General features: G+C 70.1%; 11 protein-coding genes and 1 tRNA gene. 9 read left to right on the top strand and 3 right to left on the bottom strand.

The window, feature by feature from the left end; translation table 11 throughout:
• The first annotated feature begins 65 nt into the window (after positions 1–65).
• Positions 66–512, top strand: coding sequence for a hypothetical protein (locus tag ACIOKD_RS10380; RefSeq protein ID WP_402080949.1), 447 nt, complete (start codon positions 66–68; stop codon positions 510–512).
• Positions 513–745: 233 nt separating this feature from the next.
• Entirely contained in the window at positions 746–898 is a 153-nt protein-coding gene (locus ACIOKD_RS10375; RefSeq protein ID WP_189772695.1) for a hypothetical protein, read from the top strand.
• Positions 899–938: 40 nt separating this feature from the next.
• Here ACIOKD_RS10375 and ACIOKD_RS10370 read toward each other — a convergent pair whose 3' ends face one another.
• Positions 939–1,496, bottom strand: coding sequence for a CGNR zinc finger domain-containing protein (locus ACIOKD_RS10370; protein ID WP_402080946.1), 558 nt, complete (start codon positions 1,494–1,496; stop codon positions 939–941).
• A 672-nt stretch (positions 1,497–2,168) separates the two neighbouring features.
• Entirely contained in the window at positions 2,169–2,582 is a 414-nt protein-coding gene (locus ACIOKD_RS10365; protein ID WP_003959770.1) for an SsgA family sporulation/cell division regulator, read from the bottom strand.
• A 191-nt stretch (positions 2,583–2,773) separates the two neighbouring features.
• Between ACIOKD_RS10365 and ACIOKD_RS10360 the strand changes: the two genes are divergently transcribed.
• The 7 genes from ACIOKD_RS10360 to ACIOKD_RS10330 all read left to right on the top strand — a co-directional run bounded on the left by ACIOKD_RS10360 (position 2,774) and on the right by ACIOKD_RS10330 (position 11,088).
• Entirely contained in the window at positions 2,774–3,208 is a 435-nt protein-coding gene (locus ACIOKD_RS10360; RefSeq protein ID WP_402080944.1) for a TIGR02611 family protein, read from the top strand.
• A 69-nt stretch (positions 3,209–3,277) separates the two neighbouring features.
• Positions 3,278–3,349 (top strand) — tRNA-Val (locus ACIOKD_RS10355).
• A gap of 1,020 nt (positions 3,350–4,369) precedes the next feature.
• Positions 4,370–5,659: an extracellular solute-binding protein gene (locus ACIOKD_RS10350; protein ID WP_402080941.1), complete on the top strand. Its 1,290-nt coding sequence runs from the start codon at positions 4,370–4,372 to the stop codon at positions 5,657–5,659.
• A complete protein-coding gene (locus tag ACIOKD_RS10345; protein ID WP_402080938.1) occupies positions 5,659–6,630 on the top strand; it encodes a carbohydrate ABC transporter permease in 972 nt (323 codons plus the stop codon). Before ACIOKD_RS10350 ends, ACIOKD_RS10345 begins: the two co-directional genes overlap by 1 nt.
• On the top strand, positions 6,627–7,556 hold the full coding sequence (locus tag ACIOKD_RS10340; RefSeq protein ID WP_402080936.1) for a carbohydrate ABC transporter permease: 930 nt from the start codon (positions 6,627–6,629) through the stop codon (positions 7,554–7,556). Before ACIOKD_RS10345 ends, ACIOKD_RS10340 begins: the two co-directional genes overlap by 4 nt.
• 7 nt (positions 7,557–7,563) lie before the next feature.
• Positions 7,564–8,184, top strand: coding sequence for a hypothetical protein (locus ACIOKD_RS10335; protein ID WP_402080933.1), 621 nt, complete (start codon positions 7,564–7,566; stop codon positions 8,182–8,184).
• 147 nt (positions 8,185–8,331) lie between these two features.
• Entirely contained in the window at positions 8,332–11,088 is a 2,757-nt protein-coding gene (locus tag ACIOKD_RS10330; protein ID WP_402080930.1) for a Tat pathway signal sequence domain protein, read from the top strand.
• 187 nt (positions 11,089–11,275) lie between these two features.
• Here ACIOKD_RS10330 and ACIOKD_RS10325 read toward each other — a convergent pair whose 3' ends face one another.
• Entirely contained in the window at positions 11,276–13,771 is a 2,496-nt protein-coding gene (locus ACIOKD_RS10325; protein WP_402080927.1) for an SCO7613 C-terminal domain-containing membrane protein, read from the bottom strand.
• Positions 13,772–13,855: the final 84 nt, after the last annotated feature.

Genomic DNA, 13,855 nt, shown 5'->3' with positions numbered 1-13,855 from the left:
GCGGTGCAGGATGGAAGGGACGAAGTGCCGCTGCCCGACCCCGCCCGCTCTGCCTGGAGGACCGGATGATTGCCGAGACCGTCTGTTCCGCCGTCGCCGCGGCAGGCCTGGGCATCGCCGCGGTCACCGCGTACCGCAAGCGGTTTCTCACTGCGGCCCGCCTTGCCGCGTACTCGCTGGTGCCGCTCGGTCTGGTGATGACCGGGGTCGTCGAATGGGCGGCCGACACGGCCTTCAGTCCGACGGCCTGGGCCGGTGTCGGCGTGCTCGGGGCGGCCTGGCTGCTGTTCATGGCCACGCGCGCCGTGGAGCGGCGTACGGGCGGGACCCGCAAGGAGCGCAGGGCGGCCCGGGCCGCGCAGCGCGAGGCGGTGGCTCCGGCGGCCTCGGCTCCCTCGCTGGGCCCGGCGGCGGCCCGTCCGGCGGTCCGTTCCGAGACCAAGCCGCGCAAGGCCCCGGCGGGGGAGGACTTCAGCGACATCGAGGCCATCCTGAAAAAGCACGGGATATGAAGGATCAGCGGCACGCGAGGCCCTGCTGATCCGTCGCGGAGAGCCGGACAAAGACACGACCGCGCTGCCATCGACCGTCCTCCACGACCGCCCTCCACGACCGGTCAGGATGACCGCCTCGTGCCCCCTATCCCAGATCGTGGAACAACGTGTCACGGATTTCGGCTAACTCCCCCATGATCCGGGCGTGTTGATCGCGTAGGGCGTCTCGGCTGAGTCATGATCGCGGCGAGATGCTGGACACAACCCAGAGCGACACCGTGGTTCCTCCCGAGGAACGGCGGGGTTGTCTCTTCGCGCTTTCTCAGCCACCGCTGATGATCTTCCTTGCGGTGATCGGCTGTTTGCTGCTCATGGCTTCGCTGCACGATCTGCTGCTGCTCTGAGCGTATGCGGAGTCCCCGGCGCCACCCGCTGAGGACTCCGTCAGCCTGCCGCTTCCTTGCGCCGTGCCCGATAGGCGGCCACGTGCAGGCGGTTTCCGCAGGTGCGGCTGTCGCAGTAGCGACGGGAGCGGTTGCGGGAGAGGTCGACGAAGGCGCGTCGGCAGTCCGGTGCCTCACAGCGGCGCAGCCGCTCCTCTTCTCCGGCCACCACGAAGAACGCCAGCGCCATGCCGCAGTCCGCGGCGAGATGGTCGGCGACGGACGCGCCGGGCGCGAAGTAGTGCACGTGCCAGTCGTAGCCGTCATGGTTCGTGAGGCGCGGGGTGGTTCCGGCGGCTGCGACCAGCTCGTTGATGAGCGAGGCGGCGGTACGGGCGTCGGGGGCGGCGAAGACCGCGGCGAAGCGCCCGCGGATCCGGCGCACCGCCGAGAGGTCGAGCTCGGACAGGGTCCCGACATCGCTCATGTCGTGTTTTCGCACGAAGTCGAGCAGCGCCGCGAGGTTCGCGAGCCCGTCCGGGGTGTCGTCCTCCGGTGCGGTGTTCACCAGATCGACCACGGTGTCGAGGGCACACCGGGTGTCGTGGGTGATCAGCACGTTTCGCTCCCTGGCCTGAAGGTCGGGCGGACGCCCGCCGATGCTGGCCGATGCTAGCGGCTCAAAGCCGCAGACGACCGTGACCGCCCAAGCCCCCGACCCCCACACCCCCGGCACACCACAAACAACCCGCAGCCCCACCCACCTGGCGACGCGCGGAGCAGCGCGCCCGGTCGAGGACAGGTGAGGGGGCCGCACGACGGGCAGCCCCACCCACCTGGGGGCGCGGGGAACGGCGCGTTCAGTCCGGGGCGGCGGGTACGGGCCGTGCGACGGGCAGACCCACCCACCTGGGGGCGCGGGGAACGGCGCGTTCAGCCTGGGGCGGCGGGTACGGGCCGCACGACGGGCAGCCCCACCCGCCTGGGGGCGCGGGGAACGGCGCGTTCAGCCTGGGGCGGCGGGTACGGGACGTGCGACGGGCAGCCCCACCCGCCTGGGGGCGCGGGGAACGGCGCACTCAGTCGGAAGCGACCGGCACTCGTCAGCGAGCAGACGGCCCACTCCAGCCCGAGGCCGTTGCCACACGGGCGCCCCGCCCAGGGCACCGCACGGGCGCCGCCCCCGCGGGCTAACGCGGAGACGGCGCCCATGTGATCCATATGCGGTTGTCTGAGCCCGAGCCGTCTCCCCGAGTGGACGGCGCCGGGCGGCTTGGTACGAAGCCTCGTCCTAGCTTTCGGCCAGGATGTGGGACAGCTCCGTATCGAGATCGAAGTGCCGGTGTTCCGTGCCAGGGGGCACGGCGGCGTCGGTTCGCTTCAGGAACGACTCCAGGGCCCGCGCCGGGGCCTCCAGCAGAGCTTCGCCCTCCGGAGAGCTCAGGGCGATGCACACGACGCCCTGACCGTGACTGCGGGACGGCCAGACTCGGACGTCGCCGGTACCGGTGGGCCGGTGCAGGCCCTCGGCGAGAAGGTCGCGGGCGAACACCCACTCGACAGTCTCCTCCGCTCCGGTGTGGAAGGTGGCGTGCACGGCGTAGGGATCGGCCGTGTCGTACCGCAGGCCTGCGGGGACAGGCAGAGAGGACTCGCTCGACACAACGAGGCGCAGGTGCAGCTCGCAGCTGACCGTGGTGTTCATAAGCGCCAGGGCCTTTCGCTCAGTGTGCGCTCGGGGATTCGCACGTCGGCGAAATCGACATGCCACCTACGGTGTCGTTGTAAACCCCTCTGAGTGTTTTGCGTGTCTTTAGGTACCTCATCCGGCCGAGTCCTCGTTCGCGTACTACGGCCATTCCGGTGACTGGTTTCCGTCCGGTAGGGTTTGGCCGTATGAATACGGGGAGTGACCGAACGGGGGAGGCCGTCATGGCGGCCGACGAAACCAAGAGCGAGCCGGCGCTCGGATCCCGTGCGCCGCAATTCATCAAGGCGCGCCGCATGCTGCACCTGAGCTGGCAGGTGGGCGTGTTCGTAGTAGGTCTCGCGGTCGTCGTGGCCGGCGTGATCATGCTGCCCCTGCCCGGCCCGGGCTGGCTGGTGATCTTCGGCGGCATGGCGATCTGGGCGACCGAGTTCGTCTGGGCACAGCTGGTTCTCCGCTGGACGAAACGGAAAGTCACCGAGGCCACACAGAGGGCTCTCGACCCGAAGGTCCGACGCCGCAACATCATCCTGACGACCATCGGGCTGGTGATCATCGCGGTACTGGTCGGGGTGTACGTGTGGAAGTTCGGCATCGAGATGCCGTGGAACATCAAGGAGTAGCGGCGGTTCGCGCGCTCACGGGCCGGTCGGATGCACGCCCTGACATGGGGTAATCTACTTCCTGCGCCCGGGCGATTAGCTCAGCGGGAGAGCGCTTCGTTCACACCGAAGAGGTCACTGGTTCGATCCCAGTATCGCCCACACTGCCGATAGGCGGCTCGGGTCCACCAGTTCCGTGGACCCGAGCCGCCTATCGGCGTTACCGACGACATGACCTCCGACTTCGACCACCGGAAGTTCTCCGCAGCCGCAGCCGCAGCCGCAGCCGCAGCCGCAGCCGATCTCGCGGCGGCTCGCGACCTTGAACGACTCACGACTCACGACTCACGACTCACGACTCGCGACTCGCGACTAACCCCGGCCCCAGCCCTGCCCCCGGCTCTCGGGTGCGTGCGCGGAGAGTGCGTCCCGGGTCGCCCCAAGAGGCCTCCAGTCCCCTGGTCAGCCACTTCGCGTCACAAGGCACGGCGTCGAAGCGTGACCGCGTACCAGCCGCCCGAGATCCGCCGAGGTGGCGGTCCCCGGGAAAGGCGCCCTTTCGGAACCCCCGGAACCCCCGGAACCCCCTCGGCGAGTTGTGCCCGCCGCGGGAGCCGTTTGCACGGAAGTCGCCCCAGAGGTGGGCCCGCCCCGAGGAACGGCGCCTCGTGGAAAGCCGGCCCCGGAGAGCGGTCGAGCGGAGAGGCGCCCCGGTGAGGGCGCCCCCGGTGACGGGGATGCCCGATCACCGCACCCCAGCCGAGGACGCCCGATCAAGGAACCCCGGCCCGACTCACCCCCCACCCCGACCCCCACCCTCGACCCCGCCTCGCCCCACCCCAACCCCCAACCTCACCCCAGCCCCACCCTCCACCGCCAACCTCAAACCCCCCGCCCCCAGCCGCAACCCACCCCCAACCGCCTCCCTTTCAGCCTTCCTCCCCAGAACCGCCCTCCTTCACATTCCCGTTCGACCACCCGACCCACCCCGCCCTACCTGCGAAATCACCCAACTCCGCAGTCAATTCGCCCCAGTTCACGCCGGCGCGTGCGCGATCCGCTTCACATCAATTCCTGTCCGAATCATTGACGCCCGCTGAGGGCCTCCGTACCTTGTGCCAGCAAGCGCTTACTTGAAACGATTCATGGCAGCGGACAACGACGTCGCGAGGAGGCCCGACTGTGGGGGTAAACGGGAGTGTTGAGAGGCGGACGGTCCTCAAGGCGGCCGGGGCGTCGCTTGCGGCGGCGGGGCTGGCCGCGACCACGGGCTGTGGCGGTGACGGCGGCGGGTCGGGTGACGGCACGGTCGAGATCCGCTTCGCCTGGTGGGGTGCCGAGGAACGGGCCAAGCGCATCAACCAGTCCATCAAGCTCTTCGAGAAGAAGTACCCGAAGATCAAGGTGAAGACGGACTTCCAGGATTACGTGGCCTTTTGGGAGAAGTTCCAGACCCAGGCCGCGGGCGGGAATCCGCCGGACGTATTCCAGAACGCGGTCGCATTCCTGCGGAAGTACGACAAGAGAAGTGTTCTGCTCGACCTCAAGTCGCAAGTGGACGCGGGAAATCTGGACCTGACGAACTTCCGCGCCGGAGTGGAGAAGGTCGGCGAGGTCGACGGAAAGCTGCTCGGCGTACCCGTCGGCTCCAACACCATGTCACTCGTCATTGACGAGAAAGTCTTCAAAGCCGCCGGGGTGAAGGCCGAGCAGGGCTGGACCTGGGACGAGTACTTCGCCACGCTCAAGAAGATCCATGACACCCAGAAGGTGGCGGGCGACACCGGCTACTTCGGGATCATGTATCTCTACGACCTCTATCTGCGCCAGAACGGCAAGGCGTTCTTCACCGAGGACGGACTCGGTTTCGAGGAGAGCGACCTGACGGAGTGGTGGCAGGACGGTTACAACCGCGTCAAGGCCGGCATCGTCACCGACCCGAAGAAGGTCGAGCAGCTCAAGCCCAAGTCGGCGCTGGCCTCCGGCGACGCGGCGTCCGAGTTCACCTGGGACAACTTCACCGTGCGCTATGCCACGGAGGGCGACAGCAGCTACGGCCTGGCGCCGATCCCCACGACCGACGGCAAGGAGACCGGTCAGTACCTCGGCTCGCTCATGCTGAGCGGTTTCGCGCGGACCAAGCACCCCAAGGAAGTCGCCCAGTTCATCTCCTTCATGGTGCACGACCCCGAGGTCGGCAAGATCATGGGCTACGACCGCGGTCTCCTCGCCACCACCGAGCAGTTCGACGCGTACAAGCCGACCGACGCACCCAACCAGGCGATCGCGAAGTACGAGGCGGACGTCGCCGAGGCCGGGCTGCTCGGGACCATCACGCCGCACCCGGCGGGCGCCGACACCGTGGAAGCCGCGTTCCTGCGGGTCGCCAGTGACATGTCGACGGGCAAGACCAAGGTCTCCGACGCGGTCAAGCAGTTCTTCTCCGAGGCGAAGACCGCCCTCGCCACCTGATGGGAACAGCAGTGACGACGCTCATCAAGGACTCTCCGCCGGATGCCCCGGAGGAGCGTCCCGGTCGCCCCGTCGCCGTGCGGCGACGGGGCCGCCGGGAGAACCTGGCCGGCTACCTCTTCATGTCCCCCTGGATCGCCGGCTTCCTGCTGCTGACCGCGGGGCCCATGGCCGCATCGCTCTACTTCGCTTTCACCGACTACAACCTCTTCGACTCCCCGAAGTGGATCGGCTTCGACAACTTCACCAGGATGCTCGACGACCCCCGGTGGCAGAAGTCGGTCGAGGTGACGGCGGAGTACGTCGTCATCGGTACCCCGCTGAAACTGCTGCTCGCGCTCGGGGTGGCCCTGCTGCTCGCCCAGAGCCGGCGCGGACAGGCCTTCTACCGGGCCGCGTTCTACGCCCCCTCGCTGATCGGCGCGAGTGTGTCCATCGGCTTCGTGTGGCGCGCGCTGTTCTCCGACGACGCCGCCGTGGACCGTACGCAGTCGTTCTTCGGGTTCGACGTGGGCGGCTGGGTCGGAAACCCGGACTGGGTGCTCTACAGCCTGGTGGCACTCACCGTCTGGCAGTTCGGCGCCCCCATGGTCATCTTCCTCGCCGGCCTGAAGCAGGTGCCGAAGGAGCTGTACGAGGCGGCCGAGGTCGACGGCGCGGGACCGTTCAAACGGTTCTGGAGCATCACCCTGCCGATGATTTCCCCGGTGCTGTTCTTCAACGTGCTGCTGGAGACCATCCACTCGTTCCAGATCTTCGGTTCCGCGTACGTCGTCTCGAACACCACCTGCGGACCGGCCGACTCCACGCTCGTCTACACCTGTTACCTGTACCAGAAGGGCTTCAAGGAGGCCCAGATGGGCTTCGCCTCCGCGATGGCCTGGATGCTGCTGCTCGCCGTGGCGCTCGTGACGGCGGTCCTCTTCTGGTCCCAGAAGCGATGGGTGCACTACGAGGAGGCCTCCCGATGAGCACCACCACCACGACCACCGGCGTATCCACGAGTACGAGCACGGGTACGGGTACGGATGCCACCCCGCCGCGCAGGGCCCTGGCGCTCGGGAGGAGGAGCACCGGTTCGCTCGTCTGGCACATCGGCGCCCTGCTCGTGCTGGCGGTCGTCCTCTACCCCGTCGTCTGGGTCCTCGGCGCCTCGTTCAAGCCCAGCCGGGAGATCATCGGCAGCCTGCAGCTCTTCCCGACCAGCCCCATCCTCCAGAACTTCAAAGGGCTCGCCGACGGCATCGCGGACATCTCGATCGCCACGTTCTTCCAGAACTCGCTCTTCTACGCGCTCGGCTCCGTCGTCGGCATCCTGATCTCGTGCTCGCTGACGGCGTACGCCTTCGCCCGCATCCGGTTCGCCGGGCGCAACCTGATGTTCTCGCTGATGATCGGCACCCTGCTGCTGCCGTACCACGTGCTGCTCATCCCGCAGTACGTGATGTTCCAGAAGATGGAACTGATCAACACGTACGTGCCGCTGCTGGTCGGCAAGTTCCTCGCCACCGAGGCGTTCTTCGTCTTCCTCATGGTGCAGTTCATGCGGAACCTGCCCAAGGAGCTGGACGAGGCGGCGCGGCTCGACGGCTGCGGGCATCTGCGGATCTACTGGTCGATCGTGCTGCCGCTGTGCCGGCCGGCGCTCATCACCAGTGCGATCTTCACCTTCATCAACGCCTGGAACGACTTCATGGGCCCGCTGATCTACCTCAACGAGCCCGCCAAGTACACCGTCTCCCTCGGCATGATGATGTTCCGCGACCAGGAGGGCGTCGCCAACTACGGCGGCATGATCGCCATGTCGCTGGTGGCGCTGCTGCCCGTGCTGGCCTTCTTCCTCGCCTTCCAGCGCTACCTGATCGACGGTATGGCGACCTCAGGTCTGAAGGGCTGAACCGGTCATGACCCAGACGCGCACCAAAGCCCGGGTGAAAGCCCGTACGGCCGCCGGTACCCGGCAGGAGTCCGCCTTCGCCGAGCGGTTCGCGCTCTTCGCCGAGTGTCTGCTCACCGGGGTGTGGATCGCGGTGGCCTCGCTGCCCGTGGTCACCTACCCCGCCGCGTTCGCCGCCGGGTCCCGGCATCTGCGACGGCGTACGGCACACGAGGCGGGCGGCTGGCGGGAGTTCGCCGTGGACTTCCGCACGGCCGTGCGCGGCGGGTGGATCGCCGGGCTCGCAGGATGGGCCGCCGCGCTCGTGGTGTGGGTGGATGTGCAGGCCGTGCGCGCGGGGATCCCCGGCGGCCCGTTCGTCGGGGCCGTGGGGCTGCTCGCGCTGATCGGGCTGGCCGTCGCCGGGTTGCGCGCGGCGGCCGTCTGGGAGCCCGGCGCACGGTGGCGGGAACTGCTCGGCGCCGCCGGACGCCGTACGGTCCTGGACCCCGCCGGGTCCTTCCTGCTCGTCGGCGGACTGGCTGTCGTGGCCCTCTCCGGCTGGTTCGTGCCGCCGCTGGCGATTCCCGTCCTGGGGGCCGTCGCGGCGGCGGCCCTCGCCGTGGAGGAACGCGGCCGGCGCCGCTGACCGCCCGTTCCGGTGGCTTCGACTGCCCTGACCTCGACAGTCCGCACCGCTCCGCACCGCTCCGCACCGCTCCGCACGAGGTCGGCGCCTCGGTGCCGTACCTCTCTCTGTCATGCACCTGACCTCCTTGCAAGGAAAGGAAAGGCCATGTCCCCCATCCCCCGCAGGTCCCTCCTCAAGGCGGCCACCGTCGCCGGAGCCGCCGCCCAGTTCAGCTGGGCCCTGGGCGCGCAGGATGCGCAGGCCGCGCAGACCGCCCCGAGAGCCGAGGCCGCCGACGCGGATCCGGTGACCCTGGACTGGCTGGAGGACGGCGGCCTCGGCGAGGCGCCCGGTTCGACCGTGGGCGTGCCCTGGCCGAAGGGCGCGTACGACAAGGACCAGGCGTTCGCGCTGACCGCCGCCGACGGCAAGGCCGTGCCCGTCCAGTCCTGGCCGATCGGCTACTGGCCCGACGGCTCCCTGAAGTGGACCGCGCACGCGGTCGGACCGGGGGCGGGCAGCGGAGAACTCACCCTCGACGCGGGGTCGCCCGCCGCCCCGGAGAAGAAGGTCACGGTCGACAGGAGCGGCGGCGCCCTCACCGTCTCGACCGGGGTCATCACCGCGAGGATCGGCAGGAGCGGCTCCACCCTCGTCAAGTCCGTCACCCGCGGCTCGACGGAGATCGCCAAGGACGGCCGCCTCGTGGTGCTGCGCCAGCCGGAGATCGAGGACGGCGACCAGGGCGCCGAGAAGTACGAGCGGTTCGAGAGCGTCATCTCACGGACCGAGGTCGAGCAGGACGGCCCGGTCCGCGCCGTGGTCCGTATCGACGGCAAGCACCGCAAGGGCAGCCGGAGCTGGCTGCCCTTCTCGGTCCGGCTCTACTTCTACGCGGGCGGCGAGTCGTTCCGCATGGTGCACACGATCACCTTCGACGGCACCCAGGAGCCCGGGAAGGCGAGCGGCGACTTCATCCGCGGCATCGGCGTGCGCTTCAAGGTGCCGATGCGCGACGCCGCGTACGACCGGCACATCCGTATCGGCGGTGAGGGGACCGGGCTGCTGCGCGAGGCGGTCAAGGGCATCACCGGGCTGCGCCGGGACCCGGGAGCGGCTGTGCGGACGGCCCAGTTCGAGGGGCAGAGACTGCCCGATCCGTCGACCTGGGACCAGCGGGTGACCACCCGGCTGCAGTACATCCCCGAGTGGGGCGACTACACCCTCTCGCAGCTGTCGGCGGACGGTTTCGGCGTGCGCAAGCGCACCAAGAAGGGGCATGGCTGGATCTCCGCGGGCGGTGGCCGGCGGGCCAGCGGCTTCGGGTACGTGGGTGGTGCGAGCGGTGGACTCTCCTTCGGGCTGCGGGACTTCTGGGAGAAGTTCCCCGCCCAGCTCGACATCCGCGACGCCCAGACCGACGAGGCCGAGGTCACCCTGTGGCTCTGGTCGCCCGAGTCACAACCCATGGACCTGCGCTTCTACCACGACGGCATGGGCCAGGACACCTATCCCGAACAGCTCGAAGGCCTCAACATCACCTACGAGGACTACGAGCCCGGCTTCGGCACCCCCTACGGCATCGCGCGCACCAGCGAACTCCTCTTCTGGGCCCACGAGTCGACACCGAGCGCCGAGGCGATGGCGAAGCAGGTGGCCGCCGTACGCACGCCGGCGCAGCTCGCCGCCCCGCCCGAGCAGCTGATCAAGGCCGGTGTCTTCGGCAGGCTGTTCGCCGAGCCGGACCGCTCCACCGCCGCCAAGGCGAAGATCGAGGACCATCTCGACTTCCTCTTCACCTATTACCAGGACCAGGTGGAGATGCGCAGGTGGTACGGGTTCTGGGACTACGGCGACATCATGCACACGTACGACCCGAGCCGTCACCAGTGGTGCTACGACGTCGGCGGCTACGCCTGGGACAACTCCGAGCTCTCGCCCGACCTGTGGCTCTGGTTCGCCTACATGCGCTCCGGGCGCGCCGACATCTTCCGGTTCGCGGAGGCCATGACCCGGCACACCGGCGAGGTCGACGTGTACCACCTGGGCAAGTGGGCCGGTCTCGGCACCCGGCACGGCGTCCAGCACTACGCCGACAGCGCCAAGCAGCAGCGCATCGCCAACACCACCTACCGGCGCTACTACTACTTCCTCACCGGCGACGAACGCGTCGGCGACCTCATGCACGCCAACGTCGACTCCGACGAGACGTTCCTCGTCCTCGACCCGATCCGCAAGATCCGCACCGAGCCCTACGAGCCGGACCGCAACGCCCTCTCGATCGGCTTCGGCACCGACTGGAGCGGGCTCGTGTCGGCCTGGCTCACCGAGTGGGAGCGGCGCGGGCCGAAGTGGGAGAAGGCGAAGGCGCGGGTGCTGTCCACGATGGAGACCATCGCCGCGCAGCCGAACGGGTTCGTCCAGGGCAGCGCGCTGTACGACCTGGACACCGGGAAGTTCGCTGTCGCGGACTCGGCTGTGGTGGGGGTCTCGCACCTGTCCGCGATGTTCGGGCTCGTCGAGTTGAACGCCGAGCTGATCGACCAGATCGACATGCCGGAGTTCAAGGAGGCGTGGCTCGACTACTGCCGGTACTTCAACGCGACCAAGGCCGAGCAGGCCGCTCGTTACGGGTCCAACTTCGGGTCGTTGCTGCTGTTCCAGGGGCACTCGCGGCAGGACGCCTACGCCGCTGTCGAGCTGGGGGACGACGCGCTGGCCGCGCGGGCCTGGCGGCAGTTCTACAACAGTGCCGACACATGGGACTACAAGGAGTCGACCGACTGGTCCACGAAGAAGGTGGCGGGGCCGGTGGGGCTGGTCGGAGGTAGTGAGGCGCCGTGGGTGTCCACGAACACGACGGCGTTGTACGGGTTGGCGGCTATCCAGAACTCGGCGTTGATCGGCGACAAGATGCCGTGACGCTCGCCGCTGCCGCTGCCGCTGCCGCTGCTGCTGCCGTTGGGGGTGTGGGGTACGTGCGGGTGCGCTGTGGCTGGGCGCGCAGTTCCCCGCGCCCCTCGGGAGCGCCCCTGGCGGGGCGACTCCTCGGGGGGCGGCTCCCCGTGGGGCGGCCCGTCATCGGGCGGGCCGCCGCCGTGGGTCCGTGTCAGCGCATCCTGCCCAGCACATCCCTGACCCGGCGGGCGTCCCGCAGGCGTTGTTCGTAGGTGGCGCCCACGGTCAGGAGCAGGAGGCCGGCCAGGGCGGGGGGTGCCCAGCGGGGGACCGCGCCCATGGCTTGCGCCAGGTACGGGGCCAGTTCGTGGAGTGCGACCAGGACCAGGGTGCCGCCGCCGAGGACGAGCGGTGCCCGGAGGCGGTGCCGGACGCCGATGAGGGTGACGGCGAGCGCCGCGGCGCCCAGCAGGAGGGGGCGCAGCCAGTTCGCGTCGCCCCATACGGCCAGGAGGCTCGGCAGCAGCGTCACCGAGAGGCCGGGTCCGTACGCCGTCCAGGACGAGGCCTCCGCGTCACGGCTCCTGCGGGCGTACCCGAGAAGCAGCGCGGGCACGGTCACCGGCAGTGTGTACGCCTCCGGGGAACCGACCTCCCAAGCGGCCAGCCGGACCCAGGCGGCCAGCACGAACAGCGCGGCCGCCGCATGGCCCACCCGCCTGCGGTCCGCGCGTACGGCCGTGCCCGCGGTGATCACGCCGCACAGGGCCAGGACCAGGGCGAGGGTGGGCGGTTCGGCGGTCGACAGGCCGATCGCCAGCAGTCCCGCGACGGCTCCCGTGATCTCGACGGACACCGTCGTCGTGCGATCGCCGAGCCGGGGCGCCAGCACCGCGGCAACGGCCGGCACCACCAGGACGAGCAGCGCGATGTGCTGCGGCCGCCAGTCGAGGGACGCGCCGGTGGCACAGGCGAGCGCCGTGGCGTACGCGAGGGAGGCGGTGGTCGTGACGGCCCTGAGGCGCGTGTGCCTCCGCAGGACGGCGGCCGACGCGAACACCGCGGTCAGGCCTGCGAGCACGGCGAGCGTGGCGGTCTCGGAGGCCAGGGAGAGGGCCACGAGGTGCAGTGAGCCGAGAAGTGCGAGGCAGAGCGCGGTGGTCGGGAGCGGAGATGCGCGTCGGCCTTCGGGCGGAGGGCGGTCGCCGGTGGCGGACGTGTACGCCGCTGCCGTCAGCACGGCCACCGTGGTCGCGCCGTGCGCCGACAGGGCTGCCGGGTAGGGGAGTTCCGCGATGGCGGGTAGGGCGAGGGCGGCGCACCAGGCCAGGAGCAGTGCCCCGCTCAGGGCGAGGGGGCGCAGCCGGCTGCTGCGGAACGACAGGGCCAGCACCGCCGCCACCGCCGCCAGCACGAGCGGAGCGCTCTCCGTGCCGGACGTCCACGGCGCGGAGACCGTCACCGCGTCGCGGGCGTCCGAGGGCGTACCGGACCACACGTGTACGGCCCAGCCGGCCGGCCCGAGAAGGGCCAGGGTGACGAGGGGCAGGGTCCAGACCAAGGCGAGTGCCTGCACCGTCGTGGAGGACCGGAACAGACCACGGCGTACGGCCCCGGGCAGCCAGGAGCCGCGTACCGACAGCAGTGCGATCGCGCAGGCCAGGCAGGCCGGGACCGTCCACACACCGGGCAGGACCGAGCGCAGCACGCCGCCCGCCGCGGCGACGGCGAGCAGACCGCCGACCGACGCCGGACCGAGAGCGGCCCGCATGTCGGGGGCACGCCACGCGGCCCCGAGCGCGATCGCCGCGGCGAGGGCGAGGAGCGCCGCCGCACGGGCGGCGGCGCTCGGACCGTGGGCGTCCCACGTGAGGAGGCCGGCCGCCAGGACACCGAAGGCGCCCGTCCCGTACGCGCCGACGGTGGCGACCACTCGTACGGACCGGAGGGAGGAGCGCACCGGGAGGGAGCGCACCGGGGTGGAAAGAGCCAGTGCCGTGTCCGACGCGGCCGTCACCAGGAGTGCCGCCGTGATCGTGTGGTCACCCGCGCCGGCCGCCACCGCCCAGAGCAGCAGGGGGAGTTGGGCCGCTGCCACGGCTGCCGGGAGCGGCAGCCGCAGGTCGCCGAGAATACGGCCGTACACCGTCCACAGCGCGGCCAGGAGCGCCGCCGCCGCTGCCGCGTAGCCGGTGCCGTCCACCGCGGAGAGGGCGACCTCGTGCAGGGCGTAGGCGTCGAGCACCGTCAGCGCCAGGCCCAGGCCCGCCACCGATTCCGCCGTCGAGCGGAGCCCGCGCTTCAGCAGCGGCACCGGTGCGGCGATCGCGGCCGTGGTGACCGCGCCGAGGACCGCCGCCCGCCCGACGATGCCCATGTCGCCCCAGCTCACCAGCGTGAACGCGATGGCCGCGATGGTCAGCAGGACACCGCCGAGCACGAGCAGCACGTTCTGCACACCGGGGGCCGTGGCCTCCGGGCGGCGGGGCCGGGGCCCGCGCGGCGGCCAGGTGGCCGGGACATGGGCCGGGGCCGCCTGGGGCCCGGCCGACCGGAGCACGTCGAGCAGCCAGATCCGGCGGGCCAGCAACTGGGCCCTGCGGGCGTCCAGTCGCCACAGCTCGTGGTCGAGGATCCGCAACTCCTCGGCCGGCGGCGGAATGTTCGTCATGCCTGGGAGTGTGGTCCGGGTCACGCCCCACGGCATGAGCGCACATACTCAGGGCGTACTCAGTTCCGTCATGGGCAGTCCATGGGCAGTCCATCGCCGGTGTGCTGGGCAGTCCTTGGG

The sequence above is a fragment of the Streptomyces sp. NPDC087844 genome (assembly GCF_044742785.1).
GTDB lineage: Bacteria > Actinomycetota > Actinomycetes > Streptomycetales > Streptomycetaceae > Streptomyces.
This window is presented reverse-complemented; position numbering and strand designations above follow the sequence as displayed.

Coding starts and splice junctions, on each gene's coding strand:
- ACIOKD_RS10325 (WP_402080927.1), bottom strand. CDS start 13,771: ATGCCGTGGGGCGTGACCCGGACCACACTCCCAGGCATGACGAACATT.
- ACIOKD_RS10340 (WP_402080936.1), top strand. CDS start 6,627: ATGAGCACCACCACCACGACCACCGGCGTATCCACGAGTACGAGCACG.
- ACIOKD_RS10380 (WP_402080949.1), top strand. CDS start 66: ATGATTGCCGAGACCGTCTGTTCCGCCGTCGCCGCGGCAGGCCTGGGC.
- ACIOKD_RS10345 (WP_402080938.1), top strand. CDS start 5,659: ATGGGAACAGCAGTGACGACGCTCATCAAGGACTCTCCGCCGGATGCC.
- ACIOKD_RS10365 (WP_003959770.1), bottom strand. CDS start 2,582: ATGAACACCACGGTCAGCTGCGAGCTGCACCTGCGCCTCGTTGTGTCG.
- ACIOKD_RS10330 (WP_402080930.1), top strand. CDS start 8,332: ATGTCCCCCATCCCCCGCAGGTCCCTCCTCAAGGCGGCCACCGTCGCC.
- ACIOKD_RS10335 (WP_402080933.1), top strand. CDS start 7,564: ATGACCCAGACGCGCACCAAAGCCCGGGTGAAAGCCCGTACGGCCGCC.
- ACIOKD_RS10375 (WP_189772695.1), top strand. CDS start 746: ATGCTGGACACAACCCAGAGCGACACCGTGGTTCCTCCCGAGGAACGG.
- ACIOKD_RS10360 (WP_402080944.1), top strand. CDS start 2,774: ATGAATACGGGGAGTGACCGAACGGGGGAGGCCGTCATGGCGGCCGAC.